At 35.4% G+C, this 23,969-nt stretch carries 18 protein-coding genes and 1 pseudogene; 12 read left to right on the top strand and 7 right to left on the bottom strand.

Features of this window, described 5'->3' with window-relative positions:
- Window positions 1-197: 197 nt before the first annotated feature.
- Window positions 198-794 carry a hypothetical protein gene (locus NST77_RS16555; protein WP_123258295.1) on the bottom strand — a complete coding sequence of 199 codons (597 nt, stop codon included), beginning with the start codon at window positions 792-794 and terminating at the stop codon, window positions 198-200.
- A gap of 124 nt (window positions 795-918) precedes the next feature.
- Window positions 919-1,629: a GntR family transcriptional regulator gene (locus NST77_RS16550; protein WP_123258294.1), complete on the bottom strand. Its 711-nt coding sequence runs from the start codon at window positions 1,627-1,629 to the stop codon at window positions 919-921.
- 193 nt (window positions 1,630-1,822) lie between these two features.
- On the opposite strand from NST77_RS16550, the gene bglA reads away from it, so the two are divergent.
- Window positions 1,823-3,262, top strand: coding sequence for a 6-phospho-beta-glucosidase BglA (bglA, locus tag NST77_RS16545; RefSeq protein ID WP_144544637.1), 1,440 nt, complete (start codon window positions 1,823-1,825; stop codon window positions 3,260-3,262).
- Between the two features lie 102 nt (window positions 3,263-3,364).
- Here the strand turns inward: bglA and pepF are convergent, their stop codons facing one another.
- Entirely contained in the window at window positions 3,365-5,173 is a 1,809-nt protein-coding gene (gene pepF / locus NST77_RS16540; protein ID WP_341123228.1) for an oligoendopeptidase F, read from the bottom strand.
- A 257-nt stretch (window positions 5,174-5,430) separates the two neighbouring features.
- Here pepF and NST77_RS16535 point away from each other — a divergent pair, with 257 nt between their 5' ends.
- From NST77_RS16535 to NST77_RS16505, 7 genes and pseudogenes are all read left to right on the top strand, one after another.
- Entirely contained in the window at window positions 5,431-5,949 is a 519-nt protein-coding gene (locus NST77_RS16535) for a VanZ family protein (protein WP_095329858.1), read from the top strand.
- A 30-nt stretch (window positions 5,950-5,979) separates the two neighbouring features.
- On the top strand, window positions 5,980-6,555 hold the full coding sequence (locus NST77_RS16530; protein WP_095329859.1) for a GNAT family N-acetyltransferase: 576 nt from the start codon (window positions 5,980-5,982) through the stop codon (window positions 6,553-6,555).
- Between the two features lie 183 nt (window positions 6,556-6,738).
- Window positions 6,739-6,918 carry a hypothetical protein gene (locus NST77_RS16525; RefSeq protein WP_095329860.1) on the top strand — a complete coding sequence of 60 codons (180 nt, stop codon included), beginning with the start codon at window positions 6,739-6,741 and terminating at the stop codon, window positions 6,916-6,918.
- A gap of 292 nt (window positions 6,919-7,210) precedes the next feature.
- Window positions 7,211-7,786, top strand: coding sequence for a hypothetical protein (locus NST77_RS16520; RefSeq protein ID WP_095329861.1), 576 nt, complete (start codon window positions 7,211-7,213; stop codon window positions 7,784-7,786).
- A gap of 272 nt (window positions 7,787-8,058) precedes the next feature.
- Window positions 8,059-8,211, top strand: coding sequence for a hypothetical protein (locus NST77_RS16515; RefSeq protein WP_204259867.1), 153 nt, complete (start codon window positions 8,059-8,061; stop codon window positions 8,209-8,211).
- A gap of 266 nt (window positions 8,212-8,477) precedes the next feature.
- On the top strand, window positions 8,478-9,329 hold the full coding sequence (locus NST77_RS16510; RefSeq protein WP_095329868.1) for an HAD family hydrolase: 852 nt from the start codon (window positions 8,478-8,480) through the stop codon (window positions 9,327-9,329).
- Between the two features lie 303 nt (window positions 9,330-9,632).
- Window positions 9,633-11,192: pseudogene (locus NST77_RS16505) on the top strand (IS1182 family transposase); the annotation flags it as partial.
- Window positions 11,193-11,346: 154 nt separating this feature from the next.
- Here NST77_RS16505 and NST77_RS16500 read toward each other — a convergent pair.
- Entirely contained in the window at window positions 11,347-11,673 is a 327-nt protein-coding gene (locus NST77_RS16500; RefSeq protein WP_341123227.1) for a hypothetical protein, read from the bottom strand.
- 187 nt (window positions 11,674-11,860) lie between these two features.
- Here NST77_RS16500 and NST77_RS16495 point away from each other — a divergent pair, with 187 nt between their 5' ends.
- Window positions 11,861-13,204, top strand: a complete 1,344-nt coding sequence (locus NST77_RS16495) for a UDP-glucose dehydrogenase family protein (RefSeq protein ID WP_341123226.1) — start codon at window positions 11,861-11,863, stop codon at window positions 13,202-13,204.
- Window positions 13,205-13,447: 243 nt separating this feature from the next.
- On the top strand, window positions 13,448-16,576 hold the full coding sequence (locus NST77_RS16490; RefSeq protein WP_171509993.1) for an alpha-mannosidase: 3,129 nt from the start codon (window positions 13,448-13,450) through the stop codon (window positions 16,574-16,576).
- A 397-nt stretch (window positions 16,577-16,973) separates the two neighbouring features.
- On the opposite strand, the gene NST77_RS16485 is transcribed toward NST77_RS16490, so the two are convergent.
- Window positions 16,974-18,404 carry an alanine/glycine:cation symporter family protein gene (locus NST77_RS16485; RefSeq protein ID WP_095329872.1) on the bottom strand — a complete coding sequence of 477 codons (1,431 nt, stop codon included), beginning with the start codon at window positions 18,402-18,404 and terminating at the stop codon, window positions 16,974-16,976.
- Window positions 18,405-19,297: 893 nt separating this feature from the next.
- Between NST77_RS16485 and NST77_RS16480 the strand changes: the two genes are divergently transcribed.
- Both NST77_RS16480 and NST77_RS16475 read left to right on the top strand, forming a co-directional pair.
- Window positions 19,298-20,137, top strand: a complete 840-nt coding sequence (locus NST77_RS16480; protein ID WP_109983296.1) for a hypothetical protein — start codon at window positions 19,298-19,300, stop codon at window positions 20,135-20,137.
- A gap of 16 nt (window positions 20,138-20,153) precedes the next feature.
- Complete coding sequence (locus NST77_RS16475; protein WP_164668678.1) at window positions 20,154-20,879, top strand: hypothetical protein; 726 nt, start codon at window positions 20,154-20,156, stop codon at window positions 20,877-20,879.
- Between the two features lie 81 nt (window positions 20,880-20,960).
- Here the strand turns inward: NST77_RS16475 and NST77_RS16470 are convergent.
- Window positions 20,961-22,534 (bottom strand): IS3 family transposase gene (locus tag NST77_RS16470; RefSeq protein WP_123259231.1). Its coding sequence is split into 2 segments (ribosomal slippage): window positions 20,961-21,901 and window positions 21,901-22,534, totalling 1,575 coding nucleotides; the frame shifts between segments, so codons are not numbered across the junction.
- Between the two features lie 121 nt (window positions 22,535-22,655).
- Window positions 22,656-23,969, bottom strand: coding sequence for an ISL3 family transposase (locus NST77_RS16465; RefSeq protein WP_303984009.1), 1,314 nt, complete (start codon window positions 23,967-23,969; stop codon window positions 22,656-22,658).

Here is a 23,969-nt window from a genome sequence, read left to right as displayed (position 1 = left end):
AGAGAAACTATGTGAGATTTTCTAGATCCAATTTAAAAAAGATCGAGAAATTAAGAGGCAAGGACCCGTGGGTTCTAAATAGGGCGAACAATTATACATGTATATTGTATAATTGTTCGTTTTTTATTTGGTATAAGTGGTAATTATCCGCAAGACTGCAATAAACTTTCCAGTGGGCGAGCACCAAGTTGCTTCATCTATTGATCTACTGCGTTAATAGGAGATGAATTGCTTTGCAAGTTTTCTCTCTCTTTTAAAAGTAAAAAGCTTATAAAGATTGTATTAACCAACCCTATTATTCCATAACACCATATCGGCATTATGATAGCTTCATACCAAAACATATTAATAAAGTATACACCCATGGCTATTAACAGTGAATTACTTATCAAAGTTAATAGGGCTTTTTTTACAGTGAAAAAAGAATATAACTTCCAAATAGCAATAATTAGCGAAACGATACTTGTCATAGCCAAAGACATTATCGCAATCGAGCGAACGTTTTGTTCTTGATGGAACAATTCTGCTGTAAATAAGAATTTTGTAAATAGATTGGTGATAAAATAAAAACTTGTTAGATAAATAGAACTAGCCAAAAATGAGATAGGTATCCATTTCAAATATATAAAAATGGTGTTTTTACTCCTGCTTGACTGTTTTCTCTTTTCCTGAATGGTTTCAGCAATTGATGTCACAACTATAATGAATACTAATAAATATAAATCATGTAATGGGAGTTTTCCTTTAAAGATGTCCATTAAGAAAAGAAAAGCATCCTTCAATTCCATTAACATTAACTATTCCAACCTTTCAATTATGTACTACCTGTTATACGAAAGGAAATATAGGAATGTTTCAATAATTATATATTTTTTCAGATTTAGGAAACTTTTCCTGATTAGCTATGTGTTACCTCCGTTAAAAGAAATGACTATTCGCCTGGATAAAGAATTGGGATTGCTCGTAATTATAGGTAACCTTCGAAAAGTCAAAAGGCTGACCATTAGTTAGATGAAAGATGCTTTCTACCAATAATTTAGGATCATCTTTTTCTAATCCCAAATAAGCAGCTTCTTCTGCCGTTAACTTCCCAACATGTAAATACACATCTGAAAAGCCTACTTTTAGCCCTAAGCCTTCTGTTATGTAATGAAAAATAGATTCTGCTACGATTTCTTTATTTAAATACGTAATGAAGGCCTTATTATACCAAGATTCCTCTAAACAAAGAGTTTGGCCGTTAATATAGCGAATTCTTTTGACATAATAAACATCTTCATGAAGCTCTATATTTAAATTTAGGGCAATTTCCTCAGTCGGTTTTCTTATCTCTAATTTGATTATTTTGGAGGTTAGAGAATAATCCTCTAAATCTTTTTTAAATCCTTGATTGGAAAGCAAGCTGATATAGCCTTTTCGATTCTGTCTTCTTACAAAAATTCCACTGCCTCTTACTTGAAAAATGATTCCCCTTTTTTCAAGAAGCTCCAGCGTTTTCGTAATCGTACTTTTACTAACCTCGAATTGCTTCATTAATGTCTCAATAACTGGCAGCTTACTGCCTTGCTTTAAGCCATGCTCTTCAATATATTTCTCTATTTCTTCTGCGATTTGCTGGTATTTTAACATATATATACCTCGATTATCTTAAACGTTATAGCTGGATTATAGCATATATAGGAAAAAAATTCATTTAGATTAATTGGGTATAAAAATATTGTATTGTATTTATTAAATTATACCGATACAATTATAATATAAGTGTAATCCAAAAAAATAAAAAGAAAAGATAATTTAATAGCATTAAAAAGGAGGAACAAGAATGAGCAAAATGCCGAAAGATTTTTTATGGGGTGGAGCATTAGCTGCACATCAATTTGAAGGTGGCTGGAATCAAGGCGGTAAAGGTCCGAGTGTAGTAGATGTTATGACAGCAGGTGCTCATGGAGTACCTAGGAAAATAACAGACTTGATTGAAGAAGAGCAATTTTATCCAAATCATGAAGCAATTGATTTTTACCATCGTTACAAAGAGGATATTGCCTTGTTTGCTGAAATGGGGCTAAAGTGTTTACGAACTTCCATTGGCTGGAGCAGAATTTTTCCAAAAGGGGATGAATTAGAACCGAATGAAGAAGGACTGCGCTTCTATGACCAAGTATTTGATGAATTACTTAAATACGGAATACAGCCAGTTATTACCTTATCCCATTTTGAAATGCCGTTACATCTAGCAAGAGAATATGGCGGTTTCAGAAATAGAAAAGTAGTTAATTGTTTTGTCCGCTTTGCCGAAGCATGCTTCCATCGATATAAAGATAAAGTAAAATACTGGATGACTTTTAATGAAATCAACAATCAAATGGATGTTTCTAATCCACTCTTTTTGTGGACAAATTCTGGAGTAACCGTCAAAGAAGGAGAAAATGCGAAAGAAGTAATGTATCAAACTGCTCATCATGAGCTAGTTGCAAGTGCATTAGCTGTGTCTATTGGTAAAAAAATAAATCCTGATTTCCAAATTGGAGCAATGGTTTCCCATATTCCTATCTATCCATTTTCTTCTAATCCAGAAGATGTGATGCTAGCGGAAGAAGAAATGAGACAAAGATATTTCTTCCCAGATGTGCAAGTTCGTGGATATTACCCTAGTTATGCTTTAAAGGAATTTGAACGAGAAGGCTATTCAATTACAATGGAGCCAAAGGATGCTGAGATTTTACGCAATGGGACAGTTGATTATTTAGGATTTAGCTATTATATGTCCACTACCGTAAAGAGTGATGTGAAAAATAATAATACAGGGGATATTGTTAATGGCGCCTTGCCAAATGCGGTTGAAAATCCGTACATCAAAGCAAGTGACTGGGGCTGGTCCATTGATCCGACAGGTCTGCGCTATGTGTTAAATCGTCTATATGATCGCTATCAAATACCATTATTTATTGTAGAAAATGGATTTGGCGCTATTGATACTGTCGAAGCTGATGGCTCTATTCATGACAAGGAAAGAATTGCCTACTTAAAGGCGCATATTGAAGCATTGGAGAAAGCGGTAATGTATGATGGAGTAGATTTAATTGGATATACACCATGGGGAATTATTGATATTGTTTCCTTTACAACAGGAGAAATGAAAAAACGCTATGGAATGATTTATGTAGATCGAGATAATCAAGGGAAAGGAACCATGAGCCGTTCGAAAAAAGCCTCCTTTTATTGGTATCAAGAAGTGATTAAGTCAAACGGGGAAAAACTGTAATAGAAAAAGGAAGGGGATATTTTCCTCTTCCTTTCAGTGTATAGTAAACTTTATTTTTAATGAAGTTAAATAGTTTACGAGAAACAGTTTTGTATTTTTCTATTAATAGCTTGCTTCTAATTCATCTATTAAGCTTCCAACATAGGCAACCGCTTTTCGGATTGGCTCAGGGGTGGACATATCCACATTTGCTAGTTTCATTAAATCGAATGGTTTTAAAGTGCCGCCGGCTTTTAAAACTTTTAGCCATCGCTCAACAGCAGGCTGTCCTTCTTCCTCAATCATTGCTGATACGGCAGTTGAAGCTGTAAGCCCAGCGGAGTACGTATATGGGTAAAGACCCATATAATAATGGGGTTGGCGCATCCATGTTAGGCCTGCTGCTTCATCTATTTCCACACTGTCTCCCCAGAATGATTTTAAGACATCGATATTTTGTTCACATAATACTTTAGCTGTAATCGGAGTTCCTTGTTCTGCTAATTCATAAATTTTTCTTTGGAGTGCCCCTTCTAAAATATGGGTAACAAAATTATGATAATACGTTCCTAGTGATTGGAGAATTACCCATCTTCTAATTTGATTGTTAGAAGATTGTTTCATAATATACTTGCTCAAAAGCATTTCGTTCATGGTGGATGGAGCTTCAATAAAGTATCGAGATGGACGGGTATTTGAAATAATTTGATTTTTGCCAGCAAGAGCAAAATGTCCAGCATGTCCAAGTTCATGTGCTAAGGTAAACGTATTACGCATTGAGTTATGCCATGTCATTAAAATGTATGGATGTACTCCATACGGGCTGGAGCAGAAGGCGCCTGATCGTTTTCCATAGTTATCTGCTAAGTCTACCCAGCGGTCTTTTAAGCCTTTTTCCATTATTTCCATATATTCTGGTCCCATAATATTAAGCGCTTCTAAGATAAGCTTGGAAGCTTCCTCGTACGTAATTTTAGGATCATAGGATGTGTCGAGCGGAGCCTTTAAATCACAATAATGGATTTTTTCTAAACCTAATACACGCTCTTTTAATTTGGCGAATCTGCGCATATGTGGAGCCAATTCTGTAAGAATGGTATCCAATTGGTTATGGTACATTTCTTTTGTGACTTGTTGTTCTTGTAAAAGCATGTCTGTTACAGATTCATAGTTTCGTAAACGAGATTCTATTATTTGTTTTTTAACTTCTGTTCCATAGGTAGCCGCATATGTATTTTTATAACGGTTAAGGCCAGCCGAAAAGGCTTCATATGCTTTTCTTCTTACTTCTTTATCTGCCGATTCTTCGTACTTTTCGAAAGAATTAAATGTCAAAGGATATTCTGTCCCGTCACTTGTTATAAAGGAGGAAAACTCCATATCTGATGTTTTACTTCTTTGATAAATCATATAAGGAGAACGCTGGATTTCACCAAATGCTGCTAATACTTCCTCTGCTTCAGGTGTTAACATATGTGGCTTCAAATCCATTAAGTCCGTTAGTGTTTTGGAAAAAAGCTGTAGTTCTTCTTCCTCGTTCAGGTATGTATTTATTTTATCGTTTGCAAGCGTAAGAATCTCTGAATTAATAAAAGAAAGGCTTGAGCTTACTTTTGCATAGAGGGAAGAAACAATTGCATCGTTCTCTTGATTGGAAGGATTAGATCCGTCTGCAGATTGCTTAAGGTTTGCATAAGTGAGAACGCTCACTAATCTTTCATCCAATGCATCTCGAGCTTTTAGACAATCTAGCAAGATTTTAGCGTTTTGGTGAAGCTTCCCTTTAAATTGTTTTACAGTAGGAATATCTTCTTCGATCGCTTCTACTTCCCTTTTCCAATCTGCTTCGCTTTCGAATAAATCGCGCAAATTCCAGGTTTGTTCGAAAGGAACTTCGGAACGATAAAGTGTTTTTTCTATTTCTTTATTCATAAACATTCTCCTCTGCCACCTATTTATTTCGTTTTTCGAAACGATTAGTTTGATTATACAATAAAAAATTGAACTATAGGAATATTTTGTTTATTATATTTTTTAATGATAATTTGTAGAAGATAAAGATAAAAAACTACGCTTCTTATGATAAATAATTGTATAATGGTTAAAACTCACCATTTCGCCAAATTTTACATTATAAGGTAAAAGAATGAGTGCTGAAATTGGAATAAACAAAAAGGAATGAAAAGAAATTGCCCTTAAAGTTTTCACGAAAAAAAAGATTTTATTTATTATTTTTTATCTGCATTGTCTCCATGGTTATCATTTTTATGTTCTCCCATATGCCGTATGAAGAACAGGATATTAAGCCATTTCTACGAGATAAGATAGACCTGACAAATATTCCATTTCCCTCTATTACATTTGAGTACGATGGTCAAATTATATCTTCGGATTCTGACCCATATGGTTTTATCGAATTTTTATTTCGGAAAGCAGGGCATGTAATTGGTTATTGTCTCTTAACTTTGCTGCTATTTCTCACCCTGATGCAAACGAAAATCAAACGACCATGGGTTTATCTACTAAGTGGAGCTCTTTCTATTGCTTATGCATTAACAGATGAGTGGCACCAAAGCTTTGTCCCTGGAAGAACAGGCCATTGGCAAGACGCCATCATTATCGACGGAACTGGCGTTATATTAGGATTAGTCATTGGTTTTATTGGTACTATATTTTTTAAAAAGAGGAAAACGAAGGGAAGGTTTTAGGGATTCCCAAAGACAGGAGAGGTGAAGCGATTGTACCAAGATAAAGAATTGACAGTAAGACCGATTAAAGAGGAGGATCTTTATCAGCTTTGGACACTGGCATTTAAAGAAGAAAATCCTGAATGGAAAAAATGGGATGCTCCGTATTATGCACATAAAGCATTAAGTTATGAAGGATTCTTAAAAACTCAAAAAGAGCGCTTCTTAGAAAGAGATGATTACTGGGCAATTATTGTCGGGGAAGAATTAATAGGAACAGTTGGCTACTACTGGGAACATGAACCGTCCAAATGGTTAGAGATGGGAATTGTTATCTATAATCCAAACTACTGGAGTGGTGGATATGGAACGCGGGTATTGAAGCTATGGATCGACCATTTATTTAAGACCTTGCCATTAGTTCGAGTGGGATATACAACATGGTCAGGGAATGAGCGAATGATAAAGGTAGGAGAAAAGCTGGGCATGACAATGGAAGGACGCATGAGAAAGTGCCGCTACTATAACGGCGTATATTATGACTCCATACGGATGGGATTATTAAAAGAAGAATGGGAAGCATTTTTAAACGGAAACAAAACAAGTGCTGGAAATATTAATAAATAAAATCAGTGTAATGGAAGATTACGTTAGGTGAAATTAGAAAGAAAATTAAGTTTTAGTACTCATGCTTTACCTATATTTTAATAGTATAATAGAAGAAAACAGGAATAAAAGGGCAAATTGTATAGAAGTACAGCATCATCAGAATCAAGTAAGTGTGGAAAATGAATGAATGGAGTGAGGTCCATGAAGAAAGAGGTTGGATACGTATTTTTCTGCCAGCATTGTGGATTGCCTCAACGTATTCCAGCGTTTGTGCTAAAAACGTACTTATGTGATGACATGGTAAAACAATTCTATTGCAACAATTGCAGCCGAGAAAATCTAATTCCTTCCTATATAAAAAAGCTGAAAGCAGAATTATAGAGCACATATATAACAAGGTCAAGTGGAAAATGCACTTGGCCTTTTTTCTATGAAATAATAGGTAGTTCTGCATCCACTCTTCTTAGAATCATTTCAAGGTGTGGAAAATTGAAAGAGCTTTTTCCATTTTTTTATGAGTAATTACCAATAAATTGTACAAACTATTTAAAGTAGAGAAATAACTCATGATGATGTGTGGACAAAAAATAGGTCTCTAACTTCGATTATTGGAGATCCTTAAACATGCCTCTACCTTCAATAATGGAAATTTTTTTAGAAGGAGATGAATAAAATGAACTACAAGGAATATTGGGATAAAATTAATGAAATAAATGGACAATTGCATTCTTTATATTCTTCCTATTGGGATAAATATTCAGATTTTGCTACATGGCAGTTTTGGATCATTCTTCTATCTTTATTAGTACCATTAATCATATTATATTTTATGGTAGACAGAAGGAGATTATTTGAAATATTATTCTTTGGCTATACTGTCCATCTACTTTGGGCTTACATAGACCTAGCACTTAGTAGAACTAATTACTTAACACATACTTACTTTCTTACACCGATGCTTCCTAATGCATTAAATATTACAGGTTCCTTTCTGCCAGTAGGGTTTATGCTAGTGTATCAATATGCAACGAATCGCAAGAAAAACTTTTATATTCTAACCGTGCTATTGAGTGCTGTATATACTTTTATATGCGCTAATATTGAAAAATCAATGGGCTTGGTAACGTTTCATAGAGGAATTCACGTTATTCATTTATTCCTTTTGGATTTATTTATTGTATTTGTAGCATATTGGTTTACTAGGTTATTGTTGAAATTTAGAATCCTCAAGAAAGACGAGCAGCAATAATGTTTATTACTAGCATGTATTTATAAGGCACATGCTAGTTTTTTGCATGTCCAGAAGAAGATAGGAAAGTGGAAAAATCGAGAGAGTAGCAAGAAATGCGCTATGGAAAACTATGATTAAAAATGAAACGGAAAGGAGAAGCGAAAGAAAGGGGCGTTCATAAACAAGATGAAAGCCAAAACGGAAAGGAGAAGTGAAAAAAGTGGCGTTCATAAACAAGATGAAAGCCAAAACGGAAAGGAGAAGCGAAAAAAGTGGCGTTCATAAGCAAGATGAAAGCCAAAATGGAAAGGAGAAGTGAAAAAAGTGGCGTTCATAAACAAGATGAAAGCCAAAACGGAGGGGAGAAGCGAAAGAAAGTGGCGTTCATAAACAAGATGAAAGCCAAAACGGAAAGGAGAAGCGAAAGAAAGTGGCGTTCATAAGCAAGATGAAAGCCAAAACGGAAAGGAGAAGTGAAAAAAGTGGCGTTCATAAACAAGATGAAAGCCAAAATGGAAAGGAGAAGTGAAAAAAGTGGCGTTCATAAACAAGATGAAAGCCAAATATCACCGAAGAGCTACCAAAAGAGAGTTAACAGCTAACCCCTCCTCACATTCCAAGAAAACAAACTAATTGTAAACAATGCATTTGAGGGAAAACGCAACGAGGTGTATACTTGCCAATGAAGAATGTTAAAGGGGGAATTATTTTGTTACAAAAGCCAAAGGCTATTTTTCTAGATATGGATGGTACTATTTTAAATCATCAGAATCAGGTAAGCGTGAAGACAAAAGAGATTATTGATGATCTACGCAAGGATGGTCTATTCGTATTCATAGCTACAGGGAGATCTTTTGATGAAATTGAATCCGTCGTGCCAGAAGGATTTGAAGTGGATGGATATGTTTCTTCTAACGGCATGGCTGGTTACATAGGAAAGGAACCTATTTTTCAGCATACTCTACCTTTAGAATTAGTGGATACCATTATTAAAAAGGCAAGAGAGAATAAAGTATATTATGAGTTATTTCCATATGGGGACTCTCGAATGACATTAAGTCAGGATAAAGAGTATGTTATACAAGAGATCAGAGACCCGAAACCAGAAAGCGTAGGTATTAATGAGTGGCTTTCTCGAAAAGAAGCAATCAGTAGAAAGATTGCTTGGAAGAACACGGTTGAAGGAAAAGAGTTTTCCAAGTTCTATTTTTTTGCTCGAACAAAAGAACATATTAATCAATGGAAACAGGTGTTAGAAGATTTAAGAAAAGAAATCGATTTTACAGCATCTACTTCGTCCGCGCATAATGTGGAAGTAATGGTTGCCAACGTAAATAAAGCAACTGGGATTAAAGAGATGTTAGAAAGATTTAATCTTTCCGCAGAGGAGACTATGGGAATTGGGGATAGTGATAACGATATCCAAATGCTTCAATTTGTTTCCATGCCGGTTGCTATGCAAAATGCTCCAGACCATATTAAAGAATTAGCAGCAGAAGTAACAGAGTTAAGCTGTGATGAAGATGGCGTTTGTCATTTCTTAACATCTCGATTCAAATAACAGATACGGTTCACCATACTTATTCTTTGTTATTGTAAGTAAAAATCAAAACTTCCTTAAGGGACATCAGTCTAGTATTAGTGAGGATAATAGTAAAGGAAACAAACGGAATAAAAAGCAAAGTGATAAAACAGAAGAAGAAAGAAGAGGCTGGGACAAAACCCACCTCTAAGACGAAAAAAACGGTGAAATTTTACGACAAGTAAAATTTCACCGTTTTGCTTATTTTTACAATAAAAAATAAGGACAACTTCTGATAAAATTAAGTTACCATACCAAATCTAATCAGAAAGAAGTGTCCTTATGTTTAAAGATTATACCATGAATCAAATCGTTTTGCCTCTAGATTTAGAAGTAAAGTTACAAAATAATGATATTGCCTTCCATGTCCATCATTTAGTGGAAAGTATTCCTCAAGAAGCGTTTGAACCATTTCTTCGAAACGAAGGTTGTCCTGCTTATCATCCACGCATGATGCTTAAAATTATTCTATGTGCCTACACTCAATCTGTCTTTTCGGGGCGTAAAATGGAGGCCCTATTAAAAGACAGTATCCGTATGATGTGGTTAGCTCAAGGGTATGAACCAAGCTATCGTACAATTAACCGATTTCGCGTTCAACCAGAAGTAAAAGATTTAATTCGTCAATGTTTCATCCAATTTCGCTGCCAATTGATCGAAGAAAAACTGATCGATCAAGAAGCGATATTTATCGATGGCACAAAGATTGAAGCGAATGCGAATAAATTTACGTTTGTCTGGAAGAAAGCGATTGAGAAATTTCATCAGCGTTTAATTGATAAGTCAAACCAGTTGTACAATGAGTTGCTTGAGAACGAAATCATACCCCAAATGGAACGGGAAAGTGATGAACAGCTATCATTTGGAGAGCTCACTCAAATGGTTCAAAAAGTAGACGAAGTAGTGACCGAATATGATAAACAAATGGAAGAATCTTCAGACGTTACGGAACGAAAAGCCTTACGAAGTGAACGAAAATACCCGAAACAAGTGCGTAAACAGTTGATTGATTTTGTCTTGAGAAAAAGGAAGTACCAACAGGATTTTAAAATCTTTGGACCACGTAATAGCTATTCTAAAACAGATCTAGATGCGACATTTATGCGAATGAAAGATGATTATATGAAAAACGGGCAATTGAAAGCTGGTTACAATGTACAAATCGCAACGGAAGGTCAATATGCGCTTGCTTATAGTTTATTTCCAAATCCCACAGATACACGTACGTTAATTCCATTTTTAGATGAGATAGAGCAACATTATTTCGAGTTACCGAAACATATTGTTGCAGATGCAGGTTATGGTAGTGAACAAAACTTTAGTGATATTCTCTCAAACAGAAACCGAGAAGCACTGATAACATATAACATGTTTTTGAAGGAACAAAAGAAAAAGTACAAACAAAATACATTTAATCCTGATAACTGGGAATATGATCAAGAAACCGATACATATATGTGCCCTAATCAGAAGCGTTTAGAATTTCAATATCATTCTGTCCGAACGGACGCTACAGGTTTCCAAAGGAGTTTCAAAATCTACGAGTGCGAAGACTGTTCAGGATGCCCATTCCGCTCATCATGTACCAAGGCAAAAGAAGGAAACAATCGAAAACTAATGGTGAACAAAAAATGGGAACAGCAAAAAGAATATGTGAGAGCGAAGCTTTCAGAAGAGAAAACGAGTGCCATCTATCGAAAACGCAAAACCGATGTGGAACCAGTTTTTGGATTCTTGAAGGCTAATTTGCGTTTCACTCGATTTTCTGTACGAGGAAAATCGAAGGTGGAAAACGAAATGGGCCTCGCGTTAATGGCAGTGAATTTAAGAAAATTCACTGCCATTAACTAAAATAATAGAAGAATTAACACGAAAAAATAGAGAAAGGTGAATTTGAGTGGACTCAAATTCACCTTTCTCTTTATTAGAGGCTAGTTATGTCCCAGCCTCTTCTTTCTTCTTAAAATACTTCGATTACAATTTTAATAAAAGTCAGCTATTTATTTGAATCCATCCAAGATGAGTCAGACCAGTTGGAAAACTTTTTAATTAGCTCAAGAATGAAGTAGTTAATCCATGTAATAACAGGAATGAAAAGTGGCAGCAAGGATAGAGGCGAATGACCAAAACCAAATAATCTCACTTCTTCATTAGAAATATATATAATCCATGTTAAACCTGCTAACACAACGCTATTCCCACAGAACGCAACGAATAGTGCCACCCATTTCTTCTGTGTTTTTGTGAGTGTAAAAATAGAGAGGACTGCAGAAAACAACAAAGATATAAATAGTAAGATAATGACCACTGATCCTTCCTCCATTGCTATTTTAGCTATAGTTTAGCATAAATTTCCTATTTTCTCCTTATAAATTAGTTAGAAAATTTACATTCCTTTACCAAAAATATAAAAAGATTAAATAGAGATGAAATAATCAACCATTATACTAACTATATTACTATTTAAATCTTCCGAATTTGTAATCTTTTACATAAGGAGTTTTGTCAAAATGAATATCACAGTGGCAGGTACAGGATATGTTGGTTTAGTGACAGGAGTTTGTTTAGCAGAGGTTGGTCACAAGGTAACTTGTGTAGATCAAGAGCAAGAGAAAATTGTTCTTCTGAATCTAGGAATTTCGCCTATTTATGAACCCGAGCTAGATACACTTATAGAAAAAAATTCACAGGCCGGAAAATTAACTTTTACAACTGACTATAACAAAGCCTATGCGCAATCAGATGTTATTTTCATAGGGGTTGGGACGCCCGAAAATGAAGATGGGTCTGCTAACTTAAACTATGTTTTTCAAGTAGCAAAGCAAATTGCCGAAAGTGTAAGGCGTGATTGTTTAATTGTCATTAAATCTACCGTTCCCATCGGGACGAATGACCGTGTTGAAACATACATAAAAAATCACTTAAAACATAAAGTTTCGATAGAGGTTGCCTCTAATCCAGAATTTCTTGCCCAAGGAAGTGCCATTAAAGATACACTGCATGCTTCACGAATTGTCATCGGGGTAGAAAGCGAAAAGGCTAAGAAGATTTTAACTTTTATTTATGAACCTTTTCAGCAGCCAATTTTAACGATGAATCGTCGCAGTGCAGAAATGGTAAAATATGCATCGAATGATTTTCTAGCTTTAAAGATCTCTTTTATCAATGACATTGCTAACTTATGTGAATCAGTTGGTGCGAATATTGAGGATGTAACAAGCGGAATGAGTTACGATGAGCGAATTGGGAAAAAATTTTTAAATCCAGGCATTGGGTATGGTGGTTCTTGTTTTCCAAAAGATACGAAAGCCCTGCATTGGCTTGCAGAAGAAGAAGGCTATGTTTTACGAACAGTAAAGGCTGCGATTGAGGTCAATGAGAAGCAAAAATTTAAGCTGATTTCGAAGGCGCGGAATGAATTTTCCTCTTTCAATGGACTGAAAGTAGCAGTATTAGGACTTACCTTTAAGCCTGGCACAGATGATTTGCGCGAAGCTCCTTCTATTCCCAATGTCCGCTTATTATTAAACGAAGGAGCAAAAGTACATGTTTATGATCCAGTAGGAGGAGAAAACTTTAAAAAGCTCTTTCCTACAGAGGTAGTCTATGAACAAACACCAGAGAAAGCACTAGAAGGAGCAGATATTTGCTTTATTTACACAGAATGGGCTGAAATTAAAGCAATCGATTTAACAATTTTTAAAGAAAAAATGAACTTACCATTTTTATTTGATGGTAGAAATTGCTTTTCACTAGAGGAAGCAAGTAAGGCAGGCATTAATTATTTCTCCATTGGCCGACCAGAGGTTAGAATGATAGAGCTTGAACCAATTAGAAGAGCAGCAGGAAGATAACGGTGTTAGGAATAAGAGAAATAGAACAACAAACAAAACCCTTCTTTTCTAAATAGGGTTTTGTTTGTTGTATAAAGAATAAGCACGCATGTAAATGATTTAGGACAGGGAGTGTGACGAATTCAAACAGCTTGATAACCCCATCTCCGCCCCAAACTATTTTTTGGCATTGACTAAAGCGCCTATTGTTAGATAATAAAGATAATCAAAATTTTGAAAATTATCTTAATATGGAGGGGCTTTATGTTCTGGACAGAAAAGAAGTTGGATGCACGAATCAAGGAACTGGAAAAATATCGCTATCGAGAATCAATTTCCTTAGACTCCTTTTCGATGCAATTAGATGAAGAAGGAGAGATTGGGGCAAGACCACCAGAAAATGGGGAATGGGCTACCATCCATGTCGGAGATCATTGGGCAGGAAGGGATCATTATGCCTGGTTAAAGACAGAAGTAGCAATCCCTGTGAGCTGGAAAGGGAAACAAGTATTGGGATATTTTGATTTTGGCATAACAGATGGTGGAACGAATTCAGGTTTTGAGTCGCTTTTGTATGTAAATAAGAAAATCTATCAAGGAGTAGATGCGAATCATCGGGAAGTTTTTCTCAAAGAGGAACATTGCGGCACAAATGTCAGCTTGATTTTTCGTTTGTGGTCTGGCTTAGAAGGTGGCGGTAAACCGTTTATTCAGGAGCATAAGATAAAGAAGGCAGAGATCGCCTGGCTAGACGAAGCGACAGATGATTTATACTATACAGCCAAAGCAATGATCCAAACTATACATATTTTAGATGAAAACAGACCAGAGTATCAGACGATCCTAACAGCATTAAATCGAGCATTTTATGAAATAGACTGGACAGAACCAGAATCGGATTTATTTTATGAATCTATTAACAAGGCAAATAACTATTTAAATGCAGCATTAGAAAAGATGGACAAGCATGCAGCTGTAACGATTCATGCAATTGGCCACACCCATATTGATGTTGCTTGGTTATGGCGCTTGAAGCATACTCGAGAAAAAGCGGCACGTTCCTTTTCCACCGTATTGCGTTTAATGGAGAAATATCCAGAATACTTATTTATGCAGTCCCAGCCTCAGCTATACGCCTATTTAAAAGAGGATTATCCGGAAATTTATGCCCAGCTGAAAGATAGAGTAGCGGAAGGAAGATGGGAACCAGAAGGCGGGATGTGGCTGGAGCCTGATTGTAATTTGCCTTCTGGGGAATCCTTTGTTCGTCAATTACTGAATGGAACGAGATTTTTGAAAGAGGAATTTGGGGTAACGAGTAAGTATCTATGGCTGCCAGATGTCTTTGGCTATAGCTGGGCATTGCCGCAAATTCTTAAACAAGCAGGAATAGAAACTTTTATGACGACGAAGATTAGCTGGAATCAGTACAATCGAATGCCGCATGATACCTTTCAATGGCGAGGCATTGATGGAACAGAAATTTTGACCCACTTTGTGACCACACCATATCCGAACAGCAGAGGCTGGGCTTATGATTATAATGGAGAAATGCAGGCAGATGTGGTGCAGGGAGCTTGGGATAATTATAAGGATAAAAATATAACGCAGGATTTACTAATGTCTTATGGCTATGGAGATGGTGGAGGGGGAGTAAATCGGGATATGCTGGAAATGAGAAGACGGTTTGACAGAATTCCTGGTCTGCCTGCTGTTAAATCAACTAAAGCAGGCGATTATTTTGATGCCCTTCATGAAAAAGTGAAGACCACAGATGAATATGTTCATACATGGGATGGAGAGCTCTATTTAGAATTTCATCGAGGAACCTATACCAGCCAAGCATATAATAAAAGAAGCAATCGCAAACAAGAATTATTATACCGGGAGACAGAACTGCTTAGTGTCCTAGTTGGTGTATTAGCTTCTGATTGGACCATTTATCCGCAGGAAGAGCTGCATAAAGGCTGGACGATTTTATTACGCAATCAGTTCCATGATATCATTCCAGGTTCTTCGATTCGTGAAGTATATGAAGATAGTCTATTAGAATATGAAGAAGCAGAAGGACTGGCTAATAAAGCACAAAAGCAAGTATTAACGAGAATAATCGATTCAGATGTCTCTGATCAGTTTACCGTGATAAATGACTCTTCATGGATACGTTCCGGATTGGTGGAGGTGCCAGTTAAACTTGGACTAGAAGAGGGAGAATGGTCATCAGAAAATGGGAAAGTGCTGCAAGTTGAAAAAGTAAATGGAAAGTGGCTTATATTAGTGGAAGACGTTCCATCACATGGATTAGCTAATCTTTTATTTAAATCGTCTGAAAATCAAGGTGCGAATAAGCAGTCTCCTTTTGTGATAAATAATAATGGGATAGAGACACCTTTTTATCAAATTCTTTGGAATGAAAAGGGACAATTAACTCGTATATTTGATAAAAAGGCACAAAGAAATGTGTTAAAAGAAAATCAGGCAGGAAATGTCCTGCAAGTATTTGAAGATAAGCCATTAAGATGGGAAGCTTGGGACATTGATATTTTTTATCAAGAAAAGCATCAAGAGATTTCTACATTAGAGAAGATAGAAATAATTGAAAACAACTCCTTAAGAGCAGTAATAAAATTTGTGTGGACATATCACCATTCGAAGGTAGAACAAGAGGTAATTCTCTATGCTGAAAATCCTAGAATAGACTTTAAGACATCTGTTGATTGGCATGAACAGCATCAGCTATTAAAAGTGGCATTTCCTGTTGAAATTCGTTCAACGCAAGCAACCTATGATATTCAGTTTGGAAATGTACAACGACCAACTCATTGGAATACAAGCTGGGATTATGCGAAGTTTGAAACGGTTGGACACCAATGGGCAGATTTATCGGAGCAAGGTTATGGAATAAGTCTTTTAAATGATTGTAAATATGGCTATGACATCAAAGATTCCGTGATGCGTCTGTCCCTTATTAAGGCTGGTACTTACCCAGATTATTTACAAGATCAAGGAGCACATACATTTATTTATTCTCTTCTGCCACATCAAGGTGATTGGAGAGAAGGGAGAACAGTCCAAGAGGCATGGGATTTAAATCAGCCATTAAAAAGTTTGGTAGGAAAGCTACAATCACAAGATTTTTCTTTATTCCAAATAGCGTCTGATCATTGCTTTATCGATGCAGTGAAAAAGGCAGAGGATGAGGATAAAGTCATTGTTCGGTTACATGAATTTATGGGGAAAAGAGGAACAGTAGAATTAACCTCAGATGCTCCTATAAAAGGATGGCAGGAATGTAATCTTCTGGAAGGGAAAAATGGAGAGAAACAAGAAAATGAAATAATAACATTTGCCATAAAGCCTTATGAAGTTAAGACGTTTTTAGTGGAAATCTAAATGATTTAAGCAGGCCCCAATTGTTCGTCTCGACACTTAAGGATCTGCTTTTTACTTTTCTATTAATCTATCATGTGAGGATACCTAAATGGTGTTAATGTAGAGCCTTCTTCCTTATTTTTAAGGCATTCTCTAATTTTATAAGATCTTTTTGGATCTCCTTTAAATCAGAATGGCATTGATTCAAAAGTTTCTGTATTTCCTTCCATTTATTATTTGATGACATCTCTTACTCTCCTTACATATGGGTTATTAATACAAAATATGTGGAAGAGAAAAGATATATTCTTATGATAGTAACTTTCTTTTTGCAATGAATTCAAACTATAAATCTTTAAAACCGAGAATCAAAACTAGGCTGCCAATTTTGACAGCCTAGTCTATTTATCTTTAATATTTAAATGACTTGTTTTATCGATTTTTTCTTTCGCAAAGGCCATGCTTCTACTCCTCTAAGCCCCTTAATATCATCTCGAAAGAATACAGGTTCTTTTCCTAGTTTTCGTTGTTTCATATAATGATCAAGTGCTTTAAAGGCAATTGGCCCAAGAATTGCTATGGCAACTAGATTAATAAGAGCCATGATTGCCATCGTGAAGTCAGCTAAATCCCAAACAATTTGCAAACTAGCTACAGCACCAAACATCACCATTCCTAGAGCTATTACGCGATAGAAGATTAAGAACCCCTTGCTTTTACTAATAAACGACAGGTTAGCTTCCCCGTAGTAGTAGCAGCCGATGATGGAAGTAAAGGCGAATAGAAATATGGCAATGCCGAGAAATACTCCACCCCAAGCACCAAAATGCTCTGCCATTGCTGCTTGTGATAATTCAATGCCTGTTAAACCTGACCCATACGCATCTGAGGTAAGAATAATAAACGCTGTTGCAGAACAAACGAGTAAAGTGTCAAAAAACACTCCGAGGGCTTGGATAAACCCTTGTTTTGCTGGGTGGGATACAGATGCTGTTGCAGCAGCGATTGGATCTCCACCAATTCCAGCTCCGTTAGAGAATAGACCTCTTTTCACGCCATTCATAATAGCAGCAGCAATTCCGCCACCCACTACCTGTTCAATACCGAATGCACTTTTAAAAATTAATACTAAAACATGAGGAATCTCTGTAATATTGGTGATTACTACAAAGACTGCAAGGAGAATATAGCCTAAGGCCATAAAGGGAACGATAAGAGATGAAATATCAGCAATACGTTTAATACCGCCAAATACAACTAAACTTGTGAGAATGACTAAAGCAATTCCGGCAATGACAGGACTAATGCCAAATGAGTTTTCTAATGCAACTGCAATGGTATTACTCTGTACGGCATTGAAGGTAGTACCATATGAAAGAATCATCATGACAGCAAAAAGTGCACTCATCCACTTTTTGTTCAGTTGTTTTTTCATATAGTAGGCAGGACCACCTTTGAACCGTCCGTTGTCTTTTGCCTTATAAATTTGCGCTAGCGTATTCTCTACAAAAGAGCTAGCGCTGCCAAGAATAGCTACCATCCACATCCAAAATACTGCTCCAGGTCCTCCAATTGCTAAGGCAATGGCTACTCCTGCAAGATTGCCTGTACCAATTCGAGTACCTGCCCCTACGAAAAATGCTTGTAGAGAAGAAATTTGTTTTTTCTCTGTGTGTTCAGGTGGCTTCTCTTTTACCTTTAGTAAGCGGAACATTTCCTTTACATGCCTGATTTGTGCAAATTTCGATCCTATGGTGAAATATATTCCGAGGCCGAGCAAGACGGCTATCAAAACATACCCCCACAGTACTGTATTTCCACTTGCGATTAACTTTTCAATAATATTCACGCAACCCCTCCCAAAAATTTTATGGTTTCGATTATCTCGAAAAATGTTGGTCCTGTCAAATAATATTGGCCTATATCACTGTCAAAAAACACAAAAGGGGATTTTTGTAATAAGCTGTATACCTTGTCATTACTAGTATCGAAGCAATTAACTAAATAATTAAATTTTTTTAAAAAATTTCGGATACTAAGGATAAAATGGGTGTTTTTGTGGACCAGTATAGCGTCTAATTTTATCTGTATGCGTTAGTAAATTATTTTGTTAATAAAACATTTATTAATGAGGCCTATATCCCATTTGAAAAGAACAAATCATCATCTTTGACAATTATTACTTACCAATGGTAAGTTAGTTCTTGAAAATAATTAACTAATTAGTCGGAGGAAGAATATGTCTCATTTAGAAGAAATAATGGGTCTTCGGAATATATAGTGGAAAAGGGCTTATAATTCACCCTTCTTCAATTTCTTTAGAAATATGGAAAAACGAATACCAAAGTTAACTAAATTCCATAAAGATGCTCTTTCGTTATAGATGAATTATGAAAAAAATATCCAATATACTTTAGAAGTTAAAAAACTATAAAAAAAGCATTTAATTTACTTTTCTATTCATCTACCCATATAGTTATAGTAAAGTTTTAGTTCAAAAGCCTTCTGTTGCAATACCTAATGCAATGTATAATTAGTGCGAATCTAAATATAAATTGAAAATTTGAATAAAAATTAAATAAAAAATAGTACATTATATCTATTAAATTAATGGGATTTTTTCCGATATTAAAAATAATATCTTTTTAAGGAGGGATATTACTTATAGCTTTATAATGACTATTATATTTGTTGTAGTTGTAAGTTAATCAATTCCCAAAATTTTGAAAGGTGGTACTCAAAATGAAAAAGTTTATTTTAATATTTCTTGTAACTTTATTAATGTCCCCAATTGCTATTAGTGCGGATACGAGCACCCCGGATCAAGTAGAAGATGCCATAGAATTGCCTAGAAACGATAAGACCGATAGAACAATGCCGGAGAAGAATCACCTAACTGAAATCAACTCAGATACTGACAGTAGAGTTTATAAAATTGAGTTAGGAATGAACCCTACAGAGAAATTAACTATTGTATCACAAAAAACCTATGACATAGTGATAACTGATTCGAATGGTAATACTATTATACAAAGAAATGAAATTGGCGAGGAAGGTAGTAGACAAGTAGAATTCCCAACTGACAATTATGGTGACTATTACTTATTCATCACACCTTCAGATGATGGGAGAACCCAATATCCCTATAGTTTAAGAGTCATAGTTGGGGAACCTATTTATTTATATTATGGAAATGAGTACCAAATCAATCTTCTGAATTCGTCTTTAACACCTACTAACACTACCAGTAGGATACAATACTTTGATTTATCAGACATAGATTCTATACCTGAAGGCTCGATATTAACTGGCTTTACAGTGGGGGGTACTGAAGTTAACCGATCTTCTCTTAGCCTTTATAGTATAAAAAGAAGTTTGAGACCTAATTCTAGCTTAAATTGGATAGATGCAACCTATCCTTTATATAGCCCTAGTGATTTAGATGTTGCACCTAAGAGTGATCAAATCTTGGTAAAGCAGGGTTGGGCATTTAGGCATTCTGCCGACTTTTATCCAGGCGAAACTGCTACCTATACTTTAACTCCAAAGATTACTTTAGATTATAAAATAGAGATGAAGTGAGGTTTGAAAAGGTCAAATGGTCTCTAGTATTCAAAGATTACTAAATAATTATTTTGATAAAAGTAATGTCCAACAACAAAATTTCCGTAACACAGTTTCACAATCAGTAGAGAGAACTGATGGTGTTCATTCTAATAAGAATGTAGAAATATATAATCCCAAAACTAATAAAGTGAAATACAATGATAAATCTATTTCACCACGGTTACAGGTTGACAGAAATTACAATTTAACTATTGAAGAAAACAAAGTATACAGTGTGGATACAGATTATGGATTGATAAACTATCAATTTAATAATGATTCAAATTCAAGTTACGTTCAAACACTGCATTACGATAATCAAATTAGTGATGAGAAACGTGTCCATCTAGAGAAAAACAGGCAATTTTTAACTCATTTACAGACGTTTGCAGAGACTGGAAGAATTAATATTATGTATACTGCAAGAGAAGCTAGTGAAGTACTAGAAGGATTTAATAGATTGGGAATCAATACCGAAGAGCCTTTCACTATAAATAATAAACCGACAAGATATAGGATCGATCCTTCTGGTGTTATTCATGAAGTTGATCTTGAGAGTAGAGGAATGAAAGAGAAGGACTGGAGAAAGTTTGGACATGATGAAAATACTATATTTATAATTCAAGGTAAAGAGTACAAAATGGACGAGAATGGTCAACTTCCTTTACCAAAAGATTATGTCCATAAACATGAGCAAGTACAAATTATTAATAAATAATGTTCAGTAACATAATATTTCTAGCACCCTGAAATTTGAAGTGCTACCTGTCAAGTAGACAGTGGAAATAATAAAAATACCTTAAACGGCTTGATTCCTGAATTCTAAGGGACTCATGCCGTTTAATCTTTCTTGATAACGCTCTAAATTATAGAATGCAATATAGGAATGAATCGCTTCTTCAAGTGTCGCATATGTATCATATTTGTTCAGGTAGTATTTCTCAGATTTAAGCGTACCCCAAAAAGCCTCGATTGGTCCGTTATCAATACAACGTCCCACTCTGGACATACTATGCACCATTTCAGCATTATCTATTATTTGTTTAAAGAACTTTGAAGTATATTGATAGCCACGGTCACTATGTATTAGTGGATGCTCATCTTCTTTTAAACTTTGTATGGCCGGTACTATAGTTTGAAAGACAAGTTTGTTATTATTTGAATGTCCCAATATATAACTAATAATTGATTTGTCATATAGGTCAATAATGGCACTTAAATATGCCTTTTTACCATTACCATATTTTAATTCTGTAACATCAGTACACCATTTCTGATTTTGCTTTTCGGCATTAAAATCACGACTAAGTATATTCTCTGCAACATAATTAGAAGTAGATTTACGATATTTTTTTCGTTTTTGACGAATAACCGATTTCAATCGACACAATTTCATTAAACGATAAATACGTTTTTTATTAACCTTCGGCAAATTATTATTTTCACGATGACGATTGATAGTAAGTGTGATACGACGATACCCATAAATGCCAGTTACTTGCTTATAAAGTAACTTGATTGATTCTAGGAGTTGTTCATTCTCAACTTCTCTTTTGGATGGTTGACGTTTTAGCCATTTATAATAAGCAGCACGTGTAACACCAGCTATTTTACATAATAAAACGATAGATAGTGATCCATTCGTAGCTAATTCCTTGATTACGACATATCGGTTAGTATTACGAGTTTTGGTTAACGATGCCTCCTTTCTATTTCCTCTAACTTTTTTAAGAATAAGTTTTCTGCACGTAATCGTTCATTTTCACGTTCTATCCGTTGGATTTCTAAACGTAGTTTAGCTTCATTACTTAATTCTTCTTCTGCTTTTGTATGGCCACGACGGTCTTGTAATCCTTGCACACCTTTTTCTTCATATTTCTTTACCCATTGATATACTTGTTGGTAAGAAACTTCATATTGTTCAGCTACAATTCTGTAGCTTTTCCCCTGAGCAATACAAGTTTGTACAATTTCAATACGCTCTTTTATCGTAGTCTTTCTTCCCTTAGTCATAGTTTGGCTCATTCCTTTACCCGAATCTTTTAATTCACTATGACTAGTATACTTTTTAATCCAATTTCTTAAAACGGTTGTACCTGAAAGTTTATATCGTCTAACGGTCTCTCTTAATGAGTATTTACCCGATATATAGTCTTGAACAGCTCCCAATTTTACTTCTTTAGAATAATTATTGTGGTTTGTTTGTCTTTCAAGACCGTCTTCTCCAAAAAATAGATAATTATTTTGCCAATCTTTGATTGTTCTAGTATTTACTTTATATAATTCTGAAACTTCGTTAAGAGTAAAATGGCTATTATTATAAAAATTTAAAATCTCTAATTTTTCTTCTTTAGAGTGACTATATTTTTTCATAAAAAAATCTCCCCAATAACTAAACAGATTTATTTTTTTAACCTGTCTACTTATTGGGGAGCATATCAATTTATATAGGGTGCTTTTTTCTTGGATTTTCGGATTTATGGTGGAACGGAACTTATAGCTCTCCCTTTTCCAACTCCTTAATAAATTTGGTGAAGTCGATACCAAAGTTATCTGAAACGTTGTGATCTGTAACGTGGTCAAACATATTTGGTAAAGCATCGTAAAAAGCATTTTTATTAAAACGAGGTTTCCGCTTTTTATGAAGCTTTTCGTTGAATAAAATTTTTGCCCTTAAAGAATCGAAAGAATATCCTTTTCCCAGTCGTTCAACATGACGTATAATGCTATTTATAGACTCTGTATATGCGTTAGTAAGTCTTTTATCAAAGTGATTGAATATTTCTTCATTCCAATTGTCTACGGCTCTAACAAGGTCTTTATAAGCATCTTTAACATTACTGGATACACAACGCTGACGCCAATTTATATATCGTTTTTCTCCTTCTTGTGAACTTGGCGTATCCCATATCTTATAGAATTCTTCTTTGAGTTCATAGGCTTCCTTCAAATCAGGAATATTTCCAAGCCAAGTTTCTAAAAGTAGCAATTCACGGTCGATTAGATCGTGCCTGCGTTTGAGAAGTATAAACCTATCACGCATAAGTGTTCTTCTTCCTTTTGGTGTCATATTAGTTCTTAAAGATTTCCTAACACTATCCAAGGCTTGATTTGCCATACGGACTACATGAAACTTATCTACCACCACTTTAGCGTGTGGAAGGACGATATTCACTGCATCTTTGTAAGGTTTCCACATATCCATTGTGACGTATTCGATATAAGACCTATCTTCAATCTCTAAAAGGCGTTTAATGACTGTATCCTTGTTACGATCCTTTTTGATGTCATAGATAGTTCTCCGTTCGACGTTGGTAAGTACCAGACGAGGTTTACGAATGATGTGTATTTCATCTATCCCAAGCCATTTAGGAGTCTCAAATTGGTATTCTCTTTCTTTAAATGCCGCATAGTCCTTAAAGACGTTCCTAACGGTCTTCTCGTCAACACCAACGCTTTCTGCGACTTCTACAAAGGTCTTAGACATTGATTGCTCTTCAATGGATTCTAACAGCCTTCTGGTCATACTACGCTTTTCGTCAATGGATATAAGACGTTCCCAAAAGGTCGAGTCACACTCACGACACTTATAACGTCTACGGTTCAATTGTAAGCCAACTCGCTTTAAACGAATGGGCAAATCCATAATCAATTGTTTTCGTGAGCTGTGCTTATATAACTTGTCAAAACCACATTCTGGACAACGTTCTGGAGGATAGATTGCTTCCACTTTAAACATCATATCGGTTTCATTCTCTTGTGGTGGTTCGATTGCTGTAAGATCTGGGAGGAATAATAAGTCGTTCAA

Source organism: Niallia sp. FSL W8-0177 (assembly GCF_038006285.1).
Classification (GTDB): domain Bacteria; phylum Bacillota; class Bacilli; order Bacillales; family Cytobacillaceae; genus Niallia; species Niallia circulans_A.
The sequence above is the reverse complement of the archived record's forward strand: the minus strand, read 5'-3'. Positions and strand labels throughout refer to the sequence as shown.